22 protein-coding genes and 1 pseudogene are annotated in these 22,036 nt (G+C 53.9%); 17 read left to right on the plus strand and 6 right to left on the minus strand.

Annotated features, from left to right (window positions below):
• The first annotated feature begins 20 nt into the window (after positions 1 to 20).
• The 3 genes from hemB to EUU23_RS08080 are packed head-to-tail and all read left to right on the plus strand — an operon-like array spanning position 21 to position 3,816.
• Positions 21 to 1,028: a porphobilinogen synthase gene (gene hemB / locus EUU23_RS08070; RefSeq protein ID WP_160353656.1), complete on the plus strand. Its 1,008-nt coding sequence runs from the start codon at positions 21 to 23 to the stop codon at positions 1,026 to 1,028.
• The gene (locus EUU23_RS08075; protein ID WP_160353657.1) at positions 1,025 to 3,256 is read left to right on the plus strand and encodes a spermidine synthase; all 2,232 of its coding nucleotides are present in this window, start codon (positions 1,025 to 1,027) and stop codon (positions 3,254 to 3,256) included. The genes hemB and EUU23_RS08075 overlap by 4 nt, the downstream gene beginning before the upstream one ends.
• A complete protein-coding gene (locus EUU23_RS08080; protein WP_160353658.1) occupies positions 3,253 to 3,816 on the plus strand; it encodes a gamma carbonic anhydrase family protein in 564 nt (187 codons plus the stop codon). Before EUU23_RS08075 ends, EUU23_RS08080 begins: the two co-directional genes overlap by 4 nt.
• Here EUU23_RS08080 and EUU23_RS08085 read toward each other — a convergent pair.
• Positions 3,813 to 5,903: a TonB-dependent receptor gene (locus tag EUU23_RS08085; protein WP_343032697.1), complete on the minus strand. Its 2,091-nt coding sequence runs from the start codon at positions 5,901 to 5,903 to the stop codon at positions 3,813 to 3,815. The genes EUU23_RS08080 and EUU23_RS08085 overlap by 4 nt on opposite strands.
• 172 nt (positions 5,904 to 6,075) lie before the next feature.
• Between EUU23_RS08085 and EUU23_RS08090 the strand changes: the two genes are divergently transcribed.
• Positions 6,076 to 6,423 carry an arsenate reductase family protein gene (locus EUU23_RS08090; protein WP_160353660.1) on the plus strand — a complete coding sequence of 116 codons (348 nt, stop codon included), beginning with the start codon at positions 6,076 to 6,078 and terminating at the stop codon, positions 6,421 to 6,423.
• A gap of 12 nt (positions 6,424 to 6,435) precedes the next feature.
• Here the strand turns inward: EUU23_RS08090 and EUU23_RS08095 are convergent, their stop codons facing one another.
• Positions 6,436 to 8,787: a putative bifunctional diguanylate cyclase/phosphodiesterase gene (locus EUU23_RS08095; protein ID WP_343032698.1), complete on the minus strand. Its 2,352-nt coding sequence runs from the start codon at positions 8,785 to 8,787 to the stop codon at positions 6,436 to 6,438.
• Positions 8,788 to 8,931: 144 nt separating this feature from the next.
• Entirely contained in the window at positions 8,932 to 10,659 is a 1,728-nt protein-coding gene (locus tag EUU23_RS08100; RefSeq protein ID WP_246156376.1) for a fatty acyl-AMP ligase, read from the minus strand.
• 114 nt (positions 10,660 to 10,773) lie between these two features.
• On the opposite strand from EUU23_RS08100, the gene EUU23_RS08105 reads away from it, so the two are divergent.
• The 5 genes from EUU23_RS08105 to EUU23_RS08125 all read left to right on the plus strand — a co-directional run bounded on the left by EUU23_RS08105 (position 10,774) and on the right by EUU23_RS08125 (position 13,316).
• On the plus strand, positions 10,774 to 11,304 hold the full coding sequence (locus EUU23_RS08105; protein WP_160353662.1) for a regulatory protein RecX: 531 nt from the start codon (positions 10,774 to 10,776) through the stop codon (positions 11,302 to 11,304).
• A gap of 164 nt (positions 11,305 to 11,468) precedes the next feature.
• A complete protein-coding gene (locus EUU23_RS08110; protein WP_343032699.1) occupies positions 11,469 to 11,945 on the plus strand; it encodes a helix-turn-helix transcriptional regulator in 477 nt (158 codons plus the stop codon).
• Positions 11,946 to 12,013: 68 nt separating this feature from the next.
• Complete coding sequence (locus tag EUU23_RS08115; RefSeq protein WP_160353663.1) at positions 12,014 to 12,397, plus strand: hypothetical protein; 384 nt, start codon at positions 12,014 to 12,016, stop codon at positions 12,395 to 12,397.
• A 4-nt stretch (positions 12,398 to 12,401) separates the two neighbouring features.
• Positions 12,402 to 12,833 (plus strand): hypothetical protein, encoded by a 432-nt coding sequence (locus EUU23_RS08120; protein WP_160353664.1) that lies wholly within the window; start codon positions 12,402 to 12,404, stop codon positions 12,831 to 12,833.
• Between the two features lie 12 nt (positions 12,834 to 12,845).
• Positions 12,846 to 13,316, plus strand: coding sequence for a helix-turn-helix domain-containing protein (locus EUU23_RS08125; protein WP_160353665.1), 471 nt, complete (start codon positions 12,846 to 12,848; stop codon positions 13,314 to 13,316).
• 134 nt (positions 13,317 to 13,450) lie between these two features.
• Here EUU23_RS08125 and EUU23_RS08130 read toward each other — a convergent pair whose 3' ends face one another.
• Positions 13,451 to 15,544 carry a RelA/SpoT family protein gene (locus EUU23_RS08130; RefSeq protein ID WP_160353666.1) on the minus strand — a complete coding sequence of 698 codons (2,094 nt, stop codon included), beginning with the start codon at positions 15,542 to 15,544 and terminating at the stop codon, positions 13,451 to 13,453.
• 179 nt (positions 15,545 to 15,723) lie between these two features.
• Positions 15,724 to 16,080 carry a CC_3452 family protein gene (locus EUU23_RS08135; RefSeq protein WP_160353667.1) on the minus strand — a complete coding sequence of 119 codons (357 nt, stop codon included), beginning with the start codon at positions 16,078 to 16,080 and terminating at the stop codon, positions 15,724 to 15,726.
• Between the two features lie 196 nt (positions 16,081 to 16,276).
• On the opposite strand from EUU23_RS08135, the gene EUU23_RS08140 reads away from it, so the two are divergent.
• The 8 genes and pseudogenes from EUU23_RS08140 to EUU23_RS14140 form a co-directional block, all read left to right on the plus strand.
• On the plus strand, positions 16,277 to 16,795 hold the full coding sequence (locus tag EUU23_RS08140; protein WP_160353668.1) for a winged helix-turn-helix transcriptional regulator: 519 nt from the start codon (positions 16,277 to 16,279) through the stop codon (positions 16,793 to 16,795).
• Between the two features lie 244 nt (positions 16,796 to 17,039).
• Complete coding sequence (locus EUU23_RS08145; RefSeq protein WP_160353669.1) at positions 17,040 to 17,567, plus strand: CarD family transcriptional regulator; 528 nt, start codon at positions 17,040 to 17,042, stop codon at positions 17,565 to 17,567.
• A gap of 106 nt (positions 17,568 to 17,673) precedes the next feature.
• Entirely contained in the window at positions 17,674 to 18,423 is a 750-nt protein-coding gene (locus EUU23_RS08150) for a head GIN domain-containing protein (RefSeq protein ID WP_160353670.1), read from the plus strand.
• A complete protein-coding gene (locus EUU23_RS08155) occupies positions 18,378 to 19,046 on the plus strand; it encodes a class I SAM-dependent methyltransferase (protein ID WP_246156378.1) in 669 nt (222 codons plus the stop codon). The genes EUU23_RS08150 and EUU23_RS08155 overlap by 46 nt, the downstream gene beginning before the upstream one ends.
• 8 nt (positions 19,047 to 19,054) lie before the next feature.
• Entirely contained in the window at positions 19,055 to 19,759 is a 705-nt protein-coding gene (locus tag EUU23_RS08160) for a GIN domain-containing protein (protein WP_160353671.1), read from the plus strand.
• A gap of 14 nt (positions 19,760 to 19,773) precedes the next feature.
• Positions 19,774 to 20,268 (plus strand): DUF192 domain-containing protein, encoded by a 495-nt coding sequence (locus EUU23_RS08165; RefSeq protein WP_160353672.1) that lies wholly within the window; start codon positions 19,774 to 19,776, stop codon positions 20,266 to 20,268.
• A 40-nt stretch (positions 20,269 to 20,308) separates the two neighbouring features.
• On the plus strand, positions 20,309 to 20,695 hold the full coding sequence (locus EUU23_RS08170) for an NADH:ubiquinone oxidoreductase subunit NDUFA12 (protein WP_160353673.1): 387 nt from the start codon (positions 20,309 to 20,311) through the stop codon (positions 20,693 to 20,695).
• Positions 20,696 to 20,883: 188 nt separating this feature from the next.
• Positions 20,884 to 21,108: pseudogene (locus EUU23_RS14140) on the plus strand (DUF2155 domain-containing protein); the annotation flags it as partial.
• Between the two features lie 35 nt (positions 21,109 to 21,143).
• Here the strand turns inward: EUU23_RS14140 and aat are convergent.
• Positions 21,144 to 21,881 (minus strand): leucyl/phenylalanyl-tRNA--protein transferase, encoded by a 738-nt coding sequence (gene aat / locus EUU23_RS08180; RefSeq protein WP_218939620.1) that lies wholly within the window; start codon positions 21,879 to 21,881, stop codon positions 21,144 to 21,146.
• Positions 21,882 to 22,036 lie beyond the last annotated feature (155 nt).

Genomic DNA, 22,036 nt, shown 5'->3' on the forward strand with positions numbered 1-22,036 from the left:
TGCTTCGCTAGACAAATGGCATGACTGACTTTTCCAGCTTTCCCAACACCCGCATGCGGCGCAGTCGCGCAACATCGTGGAGCCGCAACATGGTGTCCGAAACGATGCTCAGTCCGGCCGATCTTATCTGGCCATTGTTCATTACGGAGGGGACCTCGGTTGAGGAGCCTATCGCTGCCCTGCCCGGAGTGTCGCGATGGTCAGTCGACCATATCGTCGCCTGCGCAGAAGAAGCAATTTCGCTTGGCATCCCCTGCATCGCGCTGTTTCCCAACACGCAAGCCGACCGACGCAGCGATGACGGCGCCGAAGCGCTCAACCCCGACAATCTGATGTGCCGTGCCATTCGGGCCATCAAGGCCGCGCATGGTGATGCGATAGGCGTTCTGACCGATGTCGCCCTCGACCCTTATACCGCCCACGGACAGGACGGTTTGATTGATGAAACCGGCTATGTACTGAATGATGAAACTGTCGCCGTGCTTGTCGATCAGGCAGTGAATCAGGCGGACGCCGGTGCCGATATCATTGCGCCAAGCGACATGATGGATGGCCGGATCGGTGCAATCCGCAAAGCACTGGAAATGAACGGACATCCCAATGTCCAGATCATGTCCTATGCCGCCAAATATGCGAGTGCCTTTTATGGCCCGTTCCGTGACGCCGTCGGGTCACGCGGCTTGTTGAAAGGCGACAAAAAGGGCTATCAGATGGACCCTGCGAACAGCGACGAAGCCTTGCGCGAAGTGGCAATGGATATCGCCGAGGGCGCCGACAGCGTCATGGTCAAACCAGGCCTGCCCTATCTCGACATCATCCGCCGTGTGAAGGACCGTTTCGACATTCCGGTTTTTGCATATCAGGTGTCGGGCGAATATGCGATGATTGAGGCCGCCGCCACAGCAGGCGCAGGCGATCGTAACGCCTTGGTTTTGGAAACGCTGATTGCATTCAAGCGGGCGGGCTGTTCTGGTATCCTGTCCTATCACGCGGCACATGCGGCGCGCTTGCTCCGGTCGGGATCATGATGAAAGCGGCGGGTAACAGCCGCGCGCTTTTCCTTATCACCATTTTAACCGGCAGTTTCCTGCTATTTCTGGTGCAGCCCATGATTGCACGCATGGCTCTGCCTCGCCTCGGCGGCGCGCCCGCGGTATGGAACAGCGCCATGCTCGTCTATCAGGCATTGCTGCTGGCGGGCTATGCTTATGCCCACCGGTTGACGCAGACGACCGCACGGCGACAGGCGATTATCCACATTGCTCTTTTTCTGGTCGCCCTGCTTTGGCTGCCCATTGGCCTTGCGAATTTGCAACCCCCTGCGAATGGGTCGCCCATATTCTGGGTGCCGTGGCTATTGACAGCGTCTATCGGCCCCCTGTTTTTCATGGTCGCCTCACAGGCCCCCTTGATGCAGCGATGGTACGCCTTGTCGGGCAATGAAGGTGAACCCTATGCGCTTTACGCCGCGTCCAATATCGGCAGTTTCGGTGGTCTGATAGCCTATCCGTTGTTGGTCGAACCCTTCACGACATTGAACAGCCAGAAATGGATCTGGAGCGGCATCTATATCGCTTTGCTGATACTCGTATGTATCTGCGCGCTTCAGGTCTGGCGAAGCAATGGCGCAGGCAAAGTTCAACAGGAGCAGACCAGCGCGCCTATACCCATCGCGTGGACGCGGCGTCTGTACTGGATTGTCCTGGCGGCGGTCCCCTCTGGCTTGATGCTGTCGACAACTTCACATCTCACGACCGACCTGATGGCCATGCCGTTGATCTGGGTTATTCCGCTGGGCATCTATCTGCTCAGTTTCAGCGTCGCCTTTGCCGATAACCAGAAACCAGCATATTGGATTAGCCGCCTTGCACCCATCGTGCTCATCATTTCGGGGGCTTTTGTTTTTGTCGTCTGGGGCAAGGCAGCCATCAGCGGTCTTGTGGCAAGCCTGAGCTTGCTGTTTTTTGTCGCCGTTGCGCTCCACAATGAAATGTACCGCACCCGACCCGCACCGAGCGAATTGACCAGCTTCTACCTTATGATGTCGCTGGGCGGCGTGATCGGCGGGTTTTTCTGTGCCATCGTCGCCCCCTTATTGTTTGACTGGACTTGGGAGCATCCGATCCTGATCTTGCTCGCCGCCGCATTGCTGCCAGCGGTGCCATTGCTGCGCGTCGATGAAAATGACGGGCGTATCCCCGTTGTCATGACAGTCATCGGCATGATCGCCCTTGGCCTGGGGCTTTTTGGCGGCATCACTGAACCTGCTGAGCCCAGCTTTTTCAAAATAATATGTGCTTCGGTGATTATCCTGTTCGGGCTGGCGGTTGCCGGTTTCCGCCTGCCATTCCTGCTGGCGATGGCAGGACTACTGACGATCAACGGGGGCTGGTACAGTTTTCAGCAAACGCTCGATGGCGTCCGGATGCGAAGCTATTTTGGCACCTACACTGTGAATTCCACCGAAAGCGGCCGGGTGAGATGGCTTAACCATGGTACGACCATGCACGGCATGCAGTTGCTCGACGATCCCACGCGCCCGATTAGCTATTATCCTGAAACATCCGGTGTTGGCATTGCCCTGAAAAAGGCACCGGCGCTTTTTGGACCAAATGCAACGGTCGGAATAGTCGGCCTGGGTACGGGAACGCTGGGCTGTTATAAAAAGCCGGGGCAAAACTGGACATTTTTCGAAATCGACCCATTGGTGATCGAAATCGCCCGCGACCGGAAGATATTCTCCTTCCTTGAAAAATGCGCGCCGGATGTAAAGATCACCTTGGGCGACGCCCGCCTCACGCTGGCGGAGGTTCCAAAGGGCCATTTTGACATTCTTGCGCTTGACGCCTTTTCATCCGATTCTATTCCCCTGCATCTGCTTACCAAAGAAGCGTTTGCGACATATCGCCGTACATTGAAGCCTGACGGCCTGCTTCTGGTTCACATTTCCAACCGCTATATTGACCTCAATCCGGTTATCGCAGCCGAAGCAAAGGCCAATGGCTGGTATGCGGCCCTGCGCCATGACAGCCCGACACAGGCGATGATAAACAAGGGAATCAGGGCATCGCAATGGATCGCGCTCAGCCCCGATCCCGCCAAATTGGCGCAACTTACCGGCCCGGTCGACCGCATTGACAGCCGTTATTATGATTCAGACCAGTGGTTACACCTTGATCCGCCGGGCGATGTCGCGCCGTGGACCGACGATTATGCCTCTGTCCTGCCGCATCTTTCACTCTGGAAAATTTTATGACCCTTTCGCGCCCCGACGTCAGCATCATATCCCTGAACGGCAAGTCACCCCAGATCGACGACAGCGCCTTCATCGCGCCGGGTTGCCGCATTATCGGTGATGTTGTCATCGGCCCGGAATCCAGCATCTGGTATAATTGCGTCGTGCGGGCCGAAGTGAACCGCATCGTAATTGGCGCACGAACCAATATCCAGGACGGCAGCGTGGTCCATTGCGACGGCCCTGCCCCTGGTTATCCCGATGGCTTTCCGACCTTGATCGGCGACGATGTGCTGGTCGGGCATAATGTCTTGCTGCACGGCTGCATATTGCAGGACCGCGCCTTTGTGGGCCTTTCAGCAACAGTCATGAACGGGGCCGTCATCGAAGGCGACGCCATGCTGGCCGCTGGTGCGATGTTGACCCAAGGCAAGCGGATCGAGACCCGTCAGCTTTGGGCCGGATCACCGGCGCGCTTCGTCCGGGATCTGGATGATGCAGCGGTCATGGGCATGCTGATGGGCGTGGCACATTATGTGGAAAACGCCAAAGCCCATGCCGCTGCGATCAGGAAGGGCTAAATTTTCGCCCGTATCGTGAACCGCCCATTGATCGGTGCGCCCGTCGAAATATTGTTATTGTTATGCGCGTCCGAGAAATATGTGGTGTCGAATAGATTTTCGATGTTCAGTTGCAACTGCACATTGTCGCTCACATCATAATAGAACGCTGCGTCAACCCGGGTAAAGGACGGTAACCGTGTCGTCGTCGCACTTGTCCGGATGGCGGCGAACTGGCTGGATTGGTGGATGATCCCAACGCCAGCGGCAAAACGGTCGTTAAAGTCATAGCGGTTCCACAGGCTGGCCTGATGCTTTGGCACCTGCCCTAGTCGGACGCTATCATTGCCCGCCAACGCTGCATCCTGATAGCTATATCCACCATGCACTTGCCATTGCGATGTAATTTGACCAGCGACAGAAAACTCCACCCCTTTGGTCCGTGTTTCACCCACATTTATCGTCACCAGCGGGTTAGCGGGATTGGGCGTCGTCGCATTGCTGCGGTCAAGTTGAAACAACGCCAAGGTCACATTCAAATTTGGCCTGATATCCCATTTCGCGCCGATTTCGTAATTTGTGAACTTTTCCGGTGCCAAATTCTGCTGGGTGACCGACAAGGTCAGAAACTGGTCGCCCGAACGTGGCAGGAACGATTGGCTATAGCTGCTGTAGAGTGAAATATTTTCACGCGGTTTGATGATCAATCCGACGCGCGGACTGATTTTGTCATCCTTGCGCGCAAAAGGACGATCCACCACCGGGAAAAGGTCCACGCCTTCGATGTCAAATCGGTCATAGCGCAACCCGGCCACGACATCGACATTCTCACCAATGCTGATCTGGTCCTGGACATAGGCCGAGAAAAATTCGACATCTGAAACAGTGTTGCGGTTCGGCACGTTGAAAGTGACTGTCGGGAAGACCGGGTTGGCCAAATTGAATGTTGATGACGACAATGTGCCATTGACGCGGCTGTTGGTCGACTGTTGATCGCCATATTCAATACCGAACAGCAATTTGTGTGCCAACGGGCCGGTCGAGATATCCCAAACCAGATTGCTTTGCGCGATGAAGTTTTTCCGCGTGGTCGGGTCACTATAGGCGGACAGCGCCACCGTTCCATTTTGCGCGGTCGCTGCACCATTGGCGAACACATTTTCGTAAGTCTTGTCATAATCGCCGTACAACACGGTTCCACTGAAGCTCAGATTGTCGGCAATCTGTCCATCAAGCCTTAGCTTGGCAATCTGCGCCTCCAGCCAGGTTCGGTTGACCCCGGGAACGCCAAAAAATTGGTCGCGAAAACCGCTGATCGGTTTGTTTGGCTGACCCGCAGCGGTCGCAATCGAAGGTACACCGCGGTCGGTGACCCGGTCATCATCGACATATTCATAAGAAAGCCCAAGCTTCCAATCCTCACCGAGTTTAAATGCGATGTAAGGATTCCAAGCATAGCGCCAGCCGTCAACGAAATCCCGATGGTTATTTTGCTCTTCATAAACAGCATTCAGTCGCACCGCGATCGCATCATTCAAAGGCGCATTCAGGTCAGCCGATATGTCATAAGCGCCAAAGCTGTTGATACTGGCATGCCCTGCATAAAAGGCCTCGGTCTGTGGGGATTTCTGGACACGGTTGATGATACCGCCGCCGCCGCCACGGCCGAAGATCAAGGCATAAGGGCCTTTCAGGATTTCGACCCGTTCAATATTATACAGGCCACGATAATATTGGACATCGTCGCGGACACCATCGAGGAAAAAGTCGGCGGTTGTGTTTTGGCCGCGCAAGGTTATCTGGTCCCGATTACCCTCGCCCTGCCCGACGGTAACGCCCGGGACATAATGCAGGACATCGGCTAACGAATAATGCGCCTGATCGTCCAATTGTTCACGGGTAACAACGCTAATGCTTTGCGGGATATCGAGCAGCGGTGTGTCCGTTTTTGTTGCGGTGATCGAATTGGACGCAACATAACCCTCGCTGGCACCGGTTACGATAATGGTGCGGCTGTCGTCGTCATATGCCGCGTCTTCGGCAAGGACGGGCTTGCTCGTCAAAATGGCGGCCGTGATGGCGATGGTAGATGGTATTGAATAACGCACTGGAACCCCTTTAACTTCTATAATGCGAATGAATCGCAACATATGTCCGTGTCGTTATTGCGAATTGTTATCATATGCAAATATAATTCGCACATTCCCGTCAAAGTTTTTTGCAACTCACCTGTTCGGGCGATATGCAACAGTCTCCGAAAACAGATTAAAGGCAATTCACATGTTGGCGACTATCTGGCACAATCCCAATTGCGGTACCTCGCGCAAAACATTGGAAATTTTGCAATCGGCACCCGATGTCGAATTGACCGTCCACCATTATCTCGACAAACCTTTTGAACGCGGCAAGCTTGTTCAACTTTTCCATGATGCAGGCCTGACACCCCGCGAAGCATTGCGGACGAGGGGATCGCCTGCCGAAGAACTGGGGCTACTCGAAGGGGCCTCTGCCGATGCCATTCTGGATGCCATGGTCTTGCACCCGATCTTGGTCGAGCGGCCATTTGTGGAAACCGAAAAAGGCGTGCTGCTGTGTCGGCCTCAGGAAAAGATATTTGAAATACTTTAACCGGCTTTGGTGCTAAGCGACATTGCGCCTTGGGCCTTTGAACAGTTCAAGGCTATCGGCAAAAACCATGGGTCGCCCGAAATAATAGCCCTGTATTTTCTTGCAGCCCAATTGCTGGATCATGGCCAGCTCGCTCTCGGTTTCAACGCCTTCTGCTGTTGTGGCGATATTCAGACTGTCGGCAAGGGCAACAACGGCGCGAATGATCGCGAGGCTTTCAGCTTTATTCTTTGCCGCACCCTGCACAAAGCTGCGGTCGACCTTGATCGTGTCAAACCGGACATTGCGTAAATATCCGAGCGAGGAATATCCCGTTCCAAAATCGTCGAGCGAGAGTTTGATACCCAGTCCGCGCAGCCGGTCCAGCACTTGCACCGCCAATGTGCCGTCGCGCAGAAATATGCTTTCGGTCACTTCCAGTTCCAGCCGCCATGCGGGCATACCACTATCGTGTAATGCAGAAATAACGGTTTCCACAAAATTGGTGCTGGTCAACTGGTCCACCGAAATGTTGACCGCAACCCGTGTTGTTTCGGGCCAGCTCATCGCGTCTTTACATGCACGGCGCAGAACAAAGTCGCCAATAGGGACGATCAACCGCGCATCTTCTGCCACTGGTATGAATTTCGCTGGCGATACATTCCCGAACTTCGGGTTATTCCACCGCAGCAGGGCTTCGAAACCAACCAAAATATTGTCACCATCAGCATTGACGACGGGTTGATATTCGACGTGCAGTTGCTCGCGTTCAAGCGCATTTCGCAGTTCGAATTCCATCAGCCTGCGCTCTTCGGCATTGGCGTGCAGCTTGTGCTGGTAATTATGGTGCGTGTTTCCACCCTGATCTTTTGACCGGTATAAAGCCAGATCGGCGCTCCGCATCAGCAGTTCAACGGTCCGCCCATCCATTGGCCCCAATGCGCTGCCGATGCTCGCCCCAATATACAGGGTGTTTTGATCAATCTCATAAGGCCGTGAAAGGCTTTCGATGATACGCCGCGCCAACGCCGACACATATTTGCTATCGGTCGCGTCTTTGATAACCACCGCAAACTCGTCACCGCCCAGGCGGCCACATAATTCGTTGTCCGACATTATCAATTGCAATCGCCTTGCAACCTGCGCCAGCAAACGGTCGCCGACCGGGTGACCCAATGTATCATTGACGGCCTTGAACCGATCAAGATCGATCATCATAAAGCCGCAGCGACGGCGCCATTTATCCGCATCAGTCAATGCCTCGGCCAAAGTCTCGGTCAGTTGCAGCCGGTTGGGCAAGCCCGTCAGGGTATCGAAGCGCGCCAGATGGGAAATCTTGTCCGCCGATTCACGTTGCTCGGTTACGTCCGACCCGACACCTCTGAATCCCAGAAAGCTGCCGTCTTCGGCATGGCGCGGCGAGGCTGATAATTCCCACCAACGGGTGATGCCCTTGATAGTGACGGGTACGATCAGGTTACTAAAGGATTCGCGGCGTTTTAGCCGGTCAGCAAGGCTGTGCAATGCCTCGGGATATTGGCCCTTTTCCCAAGCATCACCGGCAATGAGTTTCAAAAGCGGTTGCCCTTCGATGATTTTGGCATCTTCGCCCAATGCATAGGCAAATCGGGGCGACACATGAGTGGCGCACCGCGACGTATCTGTCTGCCAAAGCCAATCCGCGCCGCTATCTTCAAATTCACGCAGCAAAAGGCTCACCGTTTCCGATTTTTCCTGAACAATGCTGTTGGCCACTTCGAACAATATCTGCGCTCGGGCGGAACGCAAGCACGCCATAATCAGCAACGCCCCTATGCCGCAGGACGACACGGTCAGATAATAGCCGCCATGATAAATGAAACCGAGACCGGCACACAGGCTGGTTATACTGATAAAGATGGTCGCCGCCATCGGTGCAGTTGGCAGCAGCAATGAGGCATAGACCATCATCCCGAGCACGATGGACCATAGCCCGAGCAGTTCCATGATTGAACCGCTGGTTCCAAGAAACCCGAAAGCCGACCCCCACATGACGGCGGTTATGGCCGAATGGGCATTAAGTTTGTTGACATCTTCCCGGTTCAATTGGGGGCGATCCCACACCCATTTTGTCCCGAACTGGTGAAAAGAATATAGATGAAAGCCGCTAAAAATCACCGCCCATGATGCAGTCGCCCAAACCGGCGCAACGCCCTTATACAGAAAAATCGCCATGATCGCACAGACCAGATTCAATGCCACGCGCAGGGTTGTGCGTTGGCGCATGGTCCTTGCCTGGATACCGCGCATGATGTCGCCATCCATGCCTACTGGCTCGGCAAGGCCCAATAACGCCTTGAACGAAAGCTCGCTTGGCAATTCCAGATACGCGTCTTTTTTTATCACCTGTTTCGTTTAGCGCGCGAACCTTACTCAAAGGTAATCATGCACCACGAAATATCGCGTTGGGGTACAATTTTATTGTTGAAAATCAACGGTTCCTAAACTTTACCGGATATCAACCAATTTACGTAGGGGGAAGCCTTCAGGCTATGCTGCAATTGCATAGGGCTGTATCTCTCCGGAAAGATATAGATTACGGGCCTTTGCCCGGCTCATTTTGCCGGAACTTGTCCGCGGTAACGTCCGTGGCGGAACCAATTCGACAACGCAGTTCATACCCGTAACTGACCGGACCTTGTCGCGGATCTGCTCACGGAGCTTGGCGCGTTCATCTTCATCGGTTGTGCGGCATTGGACAAGCACGGCAGGGGTTTCTTCGCCACCGGGTGTCGTGACGGAAAAGGCAGCGATATCACCGGCTTTGAACCCGGGGAGCTGTTCCACCGCCCATTCGATATCTTGCGGCCAATGGTTCTTGCCATTGATGATGATCATGTCCTTGGCGCGGCCAACAATGTAGATATAACCCTTCGACATATAGCCCATATCGCCAGTGTCGAGCCATCCATCGACCAGACAGGCGTCCGTCGATTCCTTGTCGCGGAAATATTCCTTCATCAAGGACGGCCCGCTGCACCACACTTTACCGATTGTTTTGTCCGCCAGACACGCGCCATTTTCGTCACGGATCTGGATGGTCATATCCTTGACCGCCTTGCCGCAATTCACGATAGCGCGATAGCGGATCGGCCGATCCGCAGCGCCCGGATGTCCGGTGAGCTCGGTTTCCTCGACAAGTTCCACCTGAATGCCTTCGCCCGGTGGCATGATCGACACTGCCAAGGTTGTCTCGGCAAGGCCATAGCTCGGTAAAAAGGACGAAGCCTTGAAACCCGCATCGCCGAATGCGTCGACAAAAGCCTGCATGACATCTGGACGGATCATGTCTGCCCCGTTTCCGGCAAGCCGCCATTTCGACAGGTCGAACCGGTCGTTGACATGGCTCTGGCTGGATATCCGGCGCGCGCAAATGTCATAGCCAAAGGTCGGCGAATAGCTGATCACCGTTCCGTCGGCGGCGCTGATGACATCGAGCCAGGCAAGCGGGCGACGGGCAAAATCCTCGGTTTTCATGTAATCGGTCGACACCTGATTTGCCACCGGCGACAGGAAGCACCCGACCAGGCCCATGTCATGATACCATGGCAACCATGATACGCAGCGGTCATTCTCGGTCACTTCCATCCCGTGCGAGTGCGCCGAAAGATTGTTGAGCAAAGCCTTGTGCGTTACCGCCACGCCATGCGGAAAGCGCGTCGATCCACTGCTATATTGTAAATAGCAGATTTCGTCAGGTGACGCCTGCGGCAATTCGGATTTGAGGGCGATGCGGTCTGAAAAGCCCTCCCAATCCAGTCCCTCGACGCCGCATGCCATGGCCGCTTCGCCCGCCATTTCGGACAATTCGGCCGGGTAGAGCAAAATCTTGGGATCGCAACTTTTGAGCTGGACCGACAATTGATCGACATAGCTTTCCTTGCCGCCAAAGGAAGTCGGCAGCGGCAATGGCACCGGCCACGCACCGGCGTAGACGCAACCAAAGAACAGCGCGGCAAAATCGGATCCAGTTTCGGCAACCAGCGCGACACGGTCGCCTTTTTCAATGCCGTGGCCGATCAGGCGATAGGCCATTTGCAGCGCATCGCCGCGCATTTCGCGGTACGGATAGGGCCGCGCTAAGGCCCCGCGCATGTCGTGGAAATTCAATCCGCGATTGCCGGTAGCGGCATAGTCCAGCGCTTCGCCCAATGTTGCAAAATCCGAAAAACGGCGTGGCAAGCTGTCTTGCGTCGGCGTGCTCGAAAGTTCGCTCATATTGTTTCCCATTAATTTCAGGACCCACGTCCACGTTACAATTTTGTTAAGGTGATGGTTTAGTCACTGATACCAGTTCAAAATTCGACCCGACTGTGGCAAGAATAGGGCGCAATGAGCAGACACCCCGCCAAAACCCCGCCGCCGCCGTTGAATGCGGAACGGATGCGCGGTTTGGCGCTGCACTATGTCGGTAAATATGCAACAAGCCAGGCAAAGCTCGCCAGCTATCTTCGGCGAAAGATCAACGAACGGGGTTGGGACGATGCCAGCGGCCCCGATGTCGATGCGCTAACCGAAAGATTATGCGAACTGGGCTATATCAACGACGCACAATTTGCCGAGGCGCGCAGCCGGACACTTGTCCGGCGCGGCTTTGGCAAAAGGCGCCTGGATGATGATCTGCGGGCCGCCGGCATTGCCGAACAGGACAGGGTTAATGCGCGCGAAGAGGCAGACCGGTCCCGCTTTGCCGCGGCTGAGAATTTTGCCCGGCGCAAACGCATCGGTCCATTCGCCAAAGAAGCCGCCCCGCCGGAAAAAAGACAAAAGCAATTGCGGGCTTTTCTTCGCGCAGGCCACGCATTTGATTTGGCGAAACGGTTCGTCTATGCGGACCCCGAAGAAGTTATCGAAGGGCTGTGACCGGTATCTGTGTCGCGGTGCCAAAGTTCACCCAACTATCCCAATCGGAAATTTGGTAAGGCACTATTGGATAATTATGATGGTTTATCACTATCATAAACCAAATTGACAAATTTTATCCGAAAATTGTCGAAATCGACTGTAAAATCGTTTAACAATGTGGCGTGGGCATCGAACAGGGACATCCAGTCACTCGTCTTAGCGCCGTTCAAATCGAAACGTTGCGCTTTGTCTACGCACATAAAAACTCGAAGGAAATCGCCCGGATCATGGGCGTGTCGTCCCACACGGTGGACGAGCGGATTCGCACTGCCATTCGGAAACTGGGCGTCGATTCCCGAACCAAGGCGGCCATCCTTGTCGCTGAACATCTCGATCCCAACACCTATCAACCATTGAGTTATCAACCGTCCGTTATTGGTATCAAAGGAGAATTCGGTCACCCCTTAGGGCCTCAGCAGGAAGAATGGCAGCCGACACCGATGTGGATGCGACCGCCCTTCCCCACCGAAAGGAGGCCACATAATACCGATTCATTTGGAGAGCGTTTGCTGTGGCCGGTGCTGATAGCCATGGGAACAATAATGGCTTTTGCCGCTCTCTATGCCGTAATGCTCGGACTGGGGGCAATGTTATCCTGACCGAGCTTTCTCTCAAAAGAATCGAACACGGAACAGATCGTCGTTCGATTGGCTAAGGATACTGGACCATGTTGAAACAAAGAGTAGTAGCTGCCGAAAAAATCGCTGCTGAACTTCACGAAGCTGAGGACGCCATCGATCAAGCAATCATCAAACTCGCCAAATTGGCAGGAACCCTTCCGGTCGCACGGTTCGAAACAAACATGTCCGCCATCGTCGGCCAGGATGCAGTTACAAAAGTAACGCAAGCTATCGCCGCCGCGGGCCAGGTGCGCCAAATGGTCACCGATGCCCACCATGCCCTAAGCGAAACCCAACGCCAGGTCGGCCTTGGTGCCCGCATGTTTGGTGCAGGCACAGACAAACCAAGATCGCCAGGTGCAACGGGGGATCGCAATGCAGCAAATGAAGCGGCCGATGAGGTCGTAATTCAACCAAGAGCTGTCGCTTGAGTTAATGGAACCGCATGTCGCGACCTATTATGCCGTCCTGCTGGCTACAATAATCGCCGCCCATTGGCGCGGTGAATCTTGTGAAAAGGCGGGTGCGTGGATAGCGTTCTTCGGGTCTGTGGTGTCAAGCGCCGTGACCTGGGGTGGCATATGGGGAGCGTTTGCGGTTCCAATTTTCATCATTGATCTTTTGGTTTTGGCGGGGTTCTGGTCCCTTGCGTTATTCAGTAGCCGTTTTTGGCCCTATTGGGCGACAGGATGGCAGTTGGTGGGGTTGCTGATTCATATACAGCGGTTGATGTTCGACGACATTTTGGAGAAGCCTTACGGGCTTTTGTCGATGTACATTGCCTATCCGATTTTGCTGGTCATTTTACTGTCGTCTTTACATTCGAAAACAGGTGCACATAACCATGGAAGGCTGAGCCACCGCTAAAAAGGGGGCGGTATGGGGATAAATCAGATAATAGATGAGCTGTCGGCTATCAAATCTAATATTGCTGAAATTTCCGAGAAGGTCGAAAATGAGATTAGAAGCGAAATCTTTGAAAGTAGCGATGACAGATATTTGAGCGATTTCGTTCAGAAATATCTGGAAAATAGAAATCTGCGTAACAAGATGATCCACAAGGATCTGTTTTCTGATCCTTGCTGGGATATTTTGATCGACGTGTTTTCCGCCAGACTGAATGGGAAAAATATTTCTGTAAGCGCGGTCGCAACTGCCGGAAATATGCCACATACTACAGGGCTTCGTTACATAGATACGCTCGAAAAAATTGGATATATCTACCGCGAGCGGGATGATTGGGATGGTCGCCGGATTTTTGTCAAAATCTCGGATACAACTTTCCTGATGATGAAGGAATATTTTCTGAGGGTTTTGCAAAAATCCAAGGATTATAGATTCGCAGTATAATAGCAGGAACATAACGACAAAAAGGGGCAGCCTATGCGGCGGCCCCTTTTTGTCACTTTTGCGTGATCGCAAAGCGCAAAAAACGCGCCAAGCCAAAGGGTAATAGCCCTATCTTATGCCGCAAATTCCCGGCGCTATTCATACACCCGGTCTGCAGTTGCCACTGATTCAGAGGCCCGCAGGGCCGATATGATCCGCATCAGATGCGGCAAGTCATGGACCTCGAGGTCGATTTCAAAGCTATGAAACTCCACATCGCGTGCAGACATTCGCAGGTTCATGATATTCGCCTTATGATATCCGAATATCCCCGCAATTTCGCCCAATGTACCGGGACGATTATGGATCACCACGCGAAGCCGTGCCGAGGCCCCGTCACTGCCCTTACCCCAACTTAAGTCAACCCAGTCCGCATCGACACCCGACGCCAGCCGGTCACAATCGATGGTGTGCACCTCAACAGGCTGCCCAGGCAAGCGCAGGCCAACGATACGGTCGCCGGGAATAGGGTGGCAACAATCCCCCAGATGATAGCCGACACCAGGGGTAAGTCCCCTGATCGAAATCGCCCGTTCCTGATTGGGAAAATCAAGCTGCGCCCCGTCTGCGTCGAAACCGGGCACAAGAATTTCCATCAATGTGCGATCATTGATCTTGCCGGCACCGATACGGTGCATCAATTCCTCTTCGCTTTCCAGTTTCAACCGTTCAACGGCGGCGCTCAGCGCTTTCTTGCCAATTTTGCCCGGTAACCGTTCGGCGATTTCTTCATATAGTTTGCGGCCAATGGCAACCAGTTCATCCCTTTCGCGGTGCCGGACATGGCGGCGAATGGCGGCGCGGGCCTTGCCGGTTGTCACGAAGTTAAGCCAGGTTGACTGCGGTTCCTGCGCTTTTGATTTCAGGATTTCGACCATGTCACCATTGTTAAGCTGTGTACGTAGCGGCACATGGCGCCCGTTAACCTTTGCGCCGACCGTCTTGTCCCCCAAATCAGTATGAACCGCATAGGCAAAATCAACGGCGGTCGACCCCTTGGGCAATTGGTGCAAAGCGCCTTTGGGGGTAAAGGCGAATATCCGGTCCTGATACATCGCCATGCGCGTGTTTTCGAGAATATCCTCCGCATCCTGGCTGGTTTCCAGAATTTCGATAAGGTCGCGCAACCATCCGGCCTGCCCGTCAGGCTTGTCGGATTGTTTATAGGCCCAATGCGCGGCAAACCCATATTCAGAGGCGCGATGCATCTCCTGACTTCTGATCTGGACCTCCACCCGCATATTTTTGGCAAACATGATTGTGGTGTGGATTGATTTATAGCCGTTGCGTTTCGGCGTCGAAATGAAATCCTTGAACCTGCCCGGGACCATTTGCCACCGCCGGTGCAGGACGCCCAAGGCCCGATAACAATCCTCTTCGCTTTCCGCGATGACGCGAAATGCATTAATGTCGGTCAATTGTTCGAACGCGACATGGCGTTCCTGCATCTTCTTCCAGATCGAATAGGGATGCTTTTCCCGACCCGAAATCCTTATTTTAAGTCCGGCCTGTTCCATTTCCCAGGCAATGGTCTGGTTAATCTGGTCAATTTCGACATCCGCCTTTTCCCGGATTTGTTTCAGTCGGCCAGTGATGGTTTCATAGGCTTCGGGCTCGAGTTGCTGAAATGCAAGCAACTGCATTTCGCGCATATATTCATACATGCCAATGCGCTCAGCCAGCGGCGCATATATGTCCATTGTTTCCTTGGCGATGCGGCGCCGCTTTTCCGGGCTTTTGATAAAGTGCAACGTCCGCATGTTATGCAGCCGGTCGGCCAATTTGACCAAAAGGACGCGGATATCGTCCGAAATAGCGAGCAGGAATTTGCGTAAGTTTTCGGCAGCGCGCTCATCTTCGGTCTGCGCCTCGATTTTCGACAGCTTTGTGACGCCATCGACCAGCCGGGCGACTTCGGGGCCAAATTTGCTTTCAATATCCTCTATCGAGGTCAGCGTATCTTCCACCGTATCGTGGAGCAGCGCAGTTATAATGGTGTCCTCATCCATTTTGAGGTCGGTCATCAAACCGGCAACTTCGACCGGATGGCTGAAATAAGGATCACCGCTGGCCCGTTTTTGCGCGCCGTGCATTTGCACCGTGAACACATAAGCCCGGTTAAGCCGATCTTCATCGACGTCCGGGTCATAAGCACGCACCCGCTCAACCAGTTCATATTGCCGCATCATAGGGTAACACGTTGGGTTATTGCTTTGAGCATGCAACAAAAAAATGCACCGGTCGCGCAGCGATGGTGAAATTTCTCCATCGTTGCGCTCCGGCGCAAGGGTTTTCGGCTCTCAGTTTACCAGCCATTGGCTGGCAAAGGGGGGGGTAAGAAGGAGAGAGGAGCCGAAAAATCCGGGATTTAGTTTTTCGCAATCACTTCTTTTTGATTGCCGTTGCATGCAGCGATTTCTTCTGCCGTGAAAACGCGGTCGCCAGCGCTAAAAGCGGAAACCTGACCAAATTCGCGGGAGATGCTGATGCACATATTCTTAGGCGCGGTCGACGCCATTGGCGCGCGGCAGGCCGTACCTTCACACTTTACGAATACGCTGCGGAGCAATTCCTGCTTGGACGCGGCGGGCTGGGCCAGTTCAACCTTGTAATAAGGACCGCTCGATGCGGCATGTGCTTGAGGCGCTACAAACAACAAAGTGGCGCTGATGACGGAAGCGGCGGCGAGGGCGCCGATGCGCGAAGAAACTTGGGAGAGAGTCATATTCAATTCCTTTTAGCTTTGCAAATCAGCAGAGCGCCCACCCGAACTTTATATTCTTTAAGTTTGCGTTCCGCGCCTCTGGAAAACCAGTTGCGAATCACTACCTAATATATTAGGTTTTTAGTTGCAACTTAAAACTGATTATCTGTTGCATTTTTTTGGAAGGCGGCACAGGCTCTGTGCCAGAGGATGGATTATGGGTGAATTAAGAGAATCGCTGCACGACATTTTGGAATGTGGTCTACCAACGGCGCTAGAAGCGATGGGCGAGCGGTGGTCATTCATGATCCTGCGCGCCGCATTCAACGGTATCCGGCATTTTGAAGAATTCCTGTCGGAAATCAGCATCGCGCGCAACATACTTGCGAACCGGCTGACACGGCTGACGGAAAGCGGCATTCTGCATCGTACGCCCTGCCCCGATGACCGGCGTAAAGTCGAATATCGGCTGACAGAAAAGGGGTTGGACCTGCTGCCGACCATGATTGCCCTGCGCCAATGGGGCGAAAAATGGGGGACCGGCGTGCCTTCCAATCCGGTGTTGGTCGATGAACAGGACCGGCAGCCCATTTTACCCGTTTCGATCCGCAGCCATGATGATCGCGTTCTGGCCCATATGGATCTATGCTGGATGAATTCGGCCGATATCAAACCGATCAGCACGGATGACCATAGTGAAGATAATGACCGGGTCAGAAGGTTGAGCGCTATTTAAGTGGCTCTGACCCTAGGTTCACCATCGACGAGAAGGGTCTTATTGACACCTCTGTAAAGCAGGCATTGAAAATTTATTGCGAATCTGTTACACTGCGTGACAGCAGGCCGAAAACGGTCAGGAATTGCACGGACTATCGGGTCTGGCAGACGACAAGCGCAAGGGATGAACAGATAAGTCTTATGGGTAACTTGATGTTACCGGACAAGCCAATTTATCCCGAAAAATCAGAAAGGGTCCGAACATGACGTCCAACGCGGCGATATTTGATGTAGGTGATTATGTAGTTTATCCAAAGCACGGCGTAGGCCGCGTGATCGAACTGCAAGACTCCGAAATCGCAGGGATGCAACTTCAACTTTACGTTCTGCGGTTCGAAAAAGAAAAAATGACCCTTCGCGTTCCTTTTAACAAGGCCGAAGGCGTCGGAATGCGGAAACTTTCATCGGACAAGACGCTGAAGGAAGCGATGTTCACGCTGACCGGCAAGCCAAAGGTAAAGCGCACCATGTGGTCGCGCCGCGCACAGGAATATGAAGCGAAGATCAATTCCGGCGATCTGGTGTCGATTGCCGAAGTAACGCGCGACCTGTTCCGCCCGGACGATCAGCCCGAGCAAAGCTATTCCGAGCGCCAGATTTTCGAAGCGGCATCAAGCCGTCTGGCCCGCGAACTGGCTGCGATGGAAAAGACCGACGAGAAAGCCGCACTGCAAAAAATCCTCGCCGTTCTGAACGAGGCAGCACCACAATATTACGAAAAAGCGGATTAAGAATTTCCTTACCGGAAATCTAAAGGGTGCTAAAAACGGCACCCTTTTTTTTGTTGATTTCCAGCCATTTTAGTGTATTATTGATGCAATACAGACGGAGTGAGCCATGAAAACAAAATACCTGATTGTAGCTTCAGCCGCGTTAACAGTTTCAGCCTGCGGCTATTCCGTGATGGACGCAGCGGAGGATATTTCCGGCTCCGATAATGGTCTTGCCAACGGAACCAAGATTGAAACGACCGCTGCAAAAATAGGCTCGTTTACCGAAATCGAAGGTGCCGGACCAGATAACATCATCTACGTCGTCGGCGACACATTCAGTATCAAGGCCGAGGGGAGTGCCGAAGCCCTGGCTACCTTACGCTATAAATTGGATGATGGTTCGCTTCGCATTGGTCGCACCAAGGGCAAATGGTTTGGCGATAGCGCGCAGGCAGCCACCATTACTGTTACCGCCCCGTTCATCGACAAAGCCGCATTGGCAGGGTCGGGTGACTTTACTGCAGACAAAATGACGTCCGATGACCTCGACCTGTCTATTGCCGGCTCGGGCAACATGACAATCGGCGCACTTACCGGTAAAAAACTCGACATCAGCATCGCCGGGTCGGGCGAAGCAAAGCTGGGCGGAAAAGTGGACAGCGCAAAATATTCCATTGCCGGTGCAGGTACCGTCGATGCTGTCAAGCTGGCGACCACCGACGCCGAAGTGTCCATCGCCGGATCAGGTGACCTGAAGCTGAATGCCTCGGGCAAAGTGGATGTCAGCATTGCAGGTAGCGGCGATGTCGAGGTGACAGGTGGTGCAAGATGCACGACCTCAAAAATGGGGTCGGGCAACGTCACTTGTTCATGAGCGGTTTTTGGGACAGGCATGTTGTACCCGGGTTGATCGGCTGCGCCTGTCGGCAACCGGGCATCATGAAAAGCCGCGCCAGAATAATTCCCCAAGCTTCGGGCGATGTTCTGGAACTGGGCTGTGGCGGCGCGGCCAATCTGCAATTTTATGACTGGTATAAGGTTCGCAGTCTTTCCGGTATCGATCCATCCGCAGAATTGCTGGAACGTGCGAAAACTGAATTGATGCAGCAGGGGCGTCGGGCAGATTTCATCACTGGCATCGCCGAGGCCCTGCCGTACGCAAAAGAGAGTTTTGACACGATAGTCACAACTTTCACACTGTGTTCGGTGCAAGACCCCGATGCCGCTCTGGCAGAGGCAAAGCGGGTCCTTAAACCCGGCGGCAGGCTGCTATTTGCTGAACATGGCCTGGCGCCCGACCCAGCTCCTGCCAAATGGCAGGGACGGATTGAACCGCTATGGAAACATGTCGCAGGCGGTTGCCATTTGACCCGACCTGTAACACGCGCCATATCGGCAGCAGGCTTTGCGACCGATGCGGCGCAGGGCCATTATATGAAAAGGACACCGCGATGGCTGGGCTGGGTCGAATGGGGCGAAGCGCGATTGGCTTCTTAATAGCCATAATGATGTTCAGCGGCGCATCCGGGGCGCAAGTCAACAAGCCGGTTGAACGCAAATTATTGGTCGCAAGTTTTGAAAACATCGTGGTGATCGGCGACATCAACGTCACCATCCTTACCGGAAAATCGCCCTCTGCTATCGCCAGCGGCGATAAGCGGGTGCTTGACTCGTTAAAGCTGGAGCGGGTCGGCACTACATTGCGGGTGCGGTTGCAGGATATCATCAACAACAATCGTGGTGTCCCGATCGTCGCGCCATTGCGCGTCGTTCTGACAACGCAGGATATCAAAGACATCACCCTAAGCGGAAATGGCGTCCTGACCATAACAGAGGTGCGACAACAAAACCTTGCCCGGATATTACTTGCCGGAAATGGCACGATCGATATCGGTAAGCTGGTCTCCAACCAGTTTACCGCGACGATCAACGGTAATGGAAAAATCCTTGTGGGTGGCGGCAGAATTACCGATGCACGCGTTACCATCGAGGGGGCCGGATCCTTCAGGTCCGAGGCAGCTTCAATAAGAAAGCTGCGCCTGGAACATATTGGTAATGCAGTTTCGACTGCAACTGTGGACGAAGGGGCCGAGATATTTAATCGCGGTTCGGGCAATATTAGCATTGGTGGAAAGGGGACTTGCTTTATAAAGCAGGCTGGCGCGGCGGCGATAAGCTGTGCAAAAATCGAAACTGATTCCAAAAAATGAAGTGCGAACTATTTATGAAGTTTGGATGCATTATTCTGACTCTGGCGGCGGCGGCGTGCACATTGCCAGCCAATGGAGGCAGTGAGGCAAATGCCTGCGCGACCAACACTCAGCTGGAGCAATCCGTCGCCGGACTTGCCCAGGCAAAATTATGTATTTTCAGCGGTGCCAAAAAGCGATCGTTTACCGTCGAAATTGCGCGCAATTCCATGGAACAGGCCAAAGGCCTGATGTTCCGGACCGAATTGGCGGATGATACAGGAATGATTTTCCCCTTTCCCGAACCAAAGATCGCAAGTTTCTGGATGAAGAATACGGTCATTCCACTCGACATCATCTTCATCCGCGAAAATGGAACAATTGAGAGTATTGCCGAAAACACCGTGCCCTATTCGACCGAGCCAGTAAGTTCGGGGGAGCCTGTTGCATCGGTTCTCGAATTGAGGGGTGGGTTGACCTCCGAACTCGGAATTGCGGCGGGGGACAAGGTCGTTTGGCAGTCCAAATAGGGATTGCACCGGCGCCCGCTTGGCCCTAATCGCACAGACTATGGGAATTTTAGGAAAAATCTTCACTTGGTGGGACGGAGCCACCATCGGCACGGCCATCTTTAACTGGCGCAAAGGCATGCCGGTCGGTCAAGACGAAACCGGCAACAGCTATTATCAATCTGCCGACGGCAAGCGTCGCTGGGTTATCTATAATGGCGCAAATGACGCAAGCCGTGTTTCGCCGGACTGGCATGGCTGGCTGCACGGAACACATGACGGTGACCCTGAAAGCTATCTTCCTCCCGCACGCGGTTTCGAAACGGCCCCAATTCCTAATCTGACGGGTACCACAAATGCCTATCGCCCCGCCGGGTCCATTGAGCATGGGGGCCATCGCGCCCGCGCCACCGGAGATTATGAGGCGTGGAGTCCCGACGCATCATGACATTTTCGCGCGGATTGATGCTGATGCCATTTTTGGCAATGCTGGCCGCATGCGGATCACCAAACGAGAATGAGACTGCGTTGGCCCCTGCAAAATCCGGGAAGGCGCAGGCAACTAACGACAAGATTACAATCTCGGCCGGCAAGACATTGGGCACACCAATGGCCGAGCGTGTAGCCGTTCTTGGAATGCTGAACAAACGCAACGGCCAGACCCGCGATATCGAGTTAAAGCCGGGTGAAGCCATCAGATTTGGCAAAGTTGTTGTGCGGGTGCGCGCCTGCGAAAAAACAGCGCCTTGGGAAACCCGCCCCGATGAAGGAGCGTTCGTCCAGCTCATCATCAACGAACGTCCACCCGGATCCACGCAGGCCGAACGGTGGCGTCAGGTTTTTTCAGGCTGGCTGTTCAAAGAAAATCCCGCTGCCAATGTGGTTGAACACCCCATTTATGATATTTGGGTCAAAGCCTGCAAGATGAGCTTCCCGGGCGAGGAAGAGGCTGCGGAAGAAAAATCATCCGGCGCCGGAACCGCCCCTGCGGCCAAAAAGCCATCGAGCGCACCCCAATCACCTGCGCCAGACGCACCAACCGTTGAAGCGGGCGATGCGGAAAATACGACTGACACCTGATAATTGCGTCCAAGCGCGGCTTCCAAAAGCCGCAGATAATCCGCTTGGCTAATTTCGATTGCGCCCAGACTTTGTAAATGGTCGGTCATAAATTGGCAGTCGAGCAGAGAGAAGCCGCCTGTTTTTAGGCGCGCAACAAGCCAGGCAAGTGCGACTTTCGAGGCGTCGGTCGCACGCGAAAACATACTTTCACCAAAAAATGCGCCGCCCATGGCCAAACCGTAAAGACCACCGACCAATTCGTCACCGGCCCAGCATTCAATGCTATGGGCATGGCCACGCCGGTGCAATTCACAAAATGCGTCTTCGATATCGGGGTTGATCCATGTGTCGCGCCGGTCCGCCCTTGATTCGGCGCAGGTTGCGATCACACGCGCAAACGCGCGATCCGCCGTGACGACAAATCGTTGCTGCCTGATTGTCTTGGCCAGGGATTTTGACAGTTTGAACGCATCTAGCGGCAAAATCGCTCGCAGTTCCGGCTCAATCCAGAATGTGTCGGGATCATCCCTGGCGTCGGACATCGGAAATATCCCGCTTGCATAGGCGCGCATCAGCAAATCTAGGTCGATGGACAAAAAGCGATCCTTTGATGACTGGCAAATATTTTACGTTTCCGGCCTATCATCCTATCTCGAATTGCACCTGCGCTTGCAATGGATTATAGCATCCCGATTGGCCCCGGCTGCGTTGAGTCCAAGAAGGACCT

It is taken from the genome of Sphingorhabdus profundilacus (assembly GCF_009769755.1).
GTDB lineage: Bacteria > Pseudomonadota > Alphaproteobacteria > Sphingomonadales > Sphingomonadaceae > Sphingorhabdus_B > Sphingorhabdus_B profundilacus.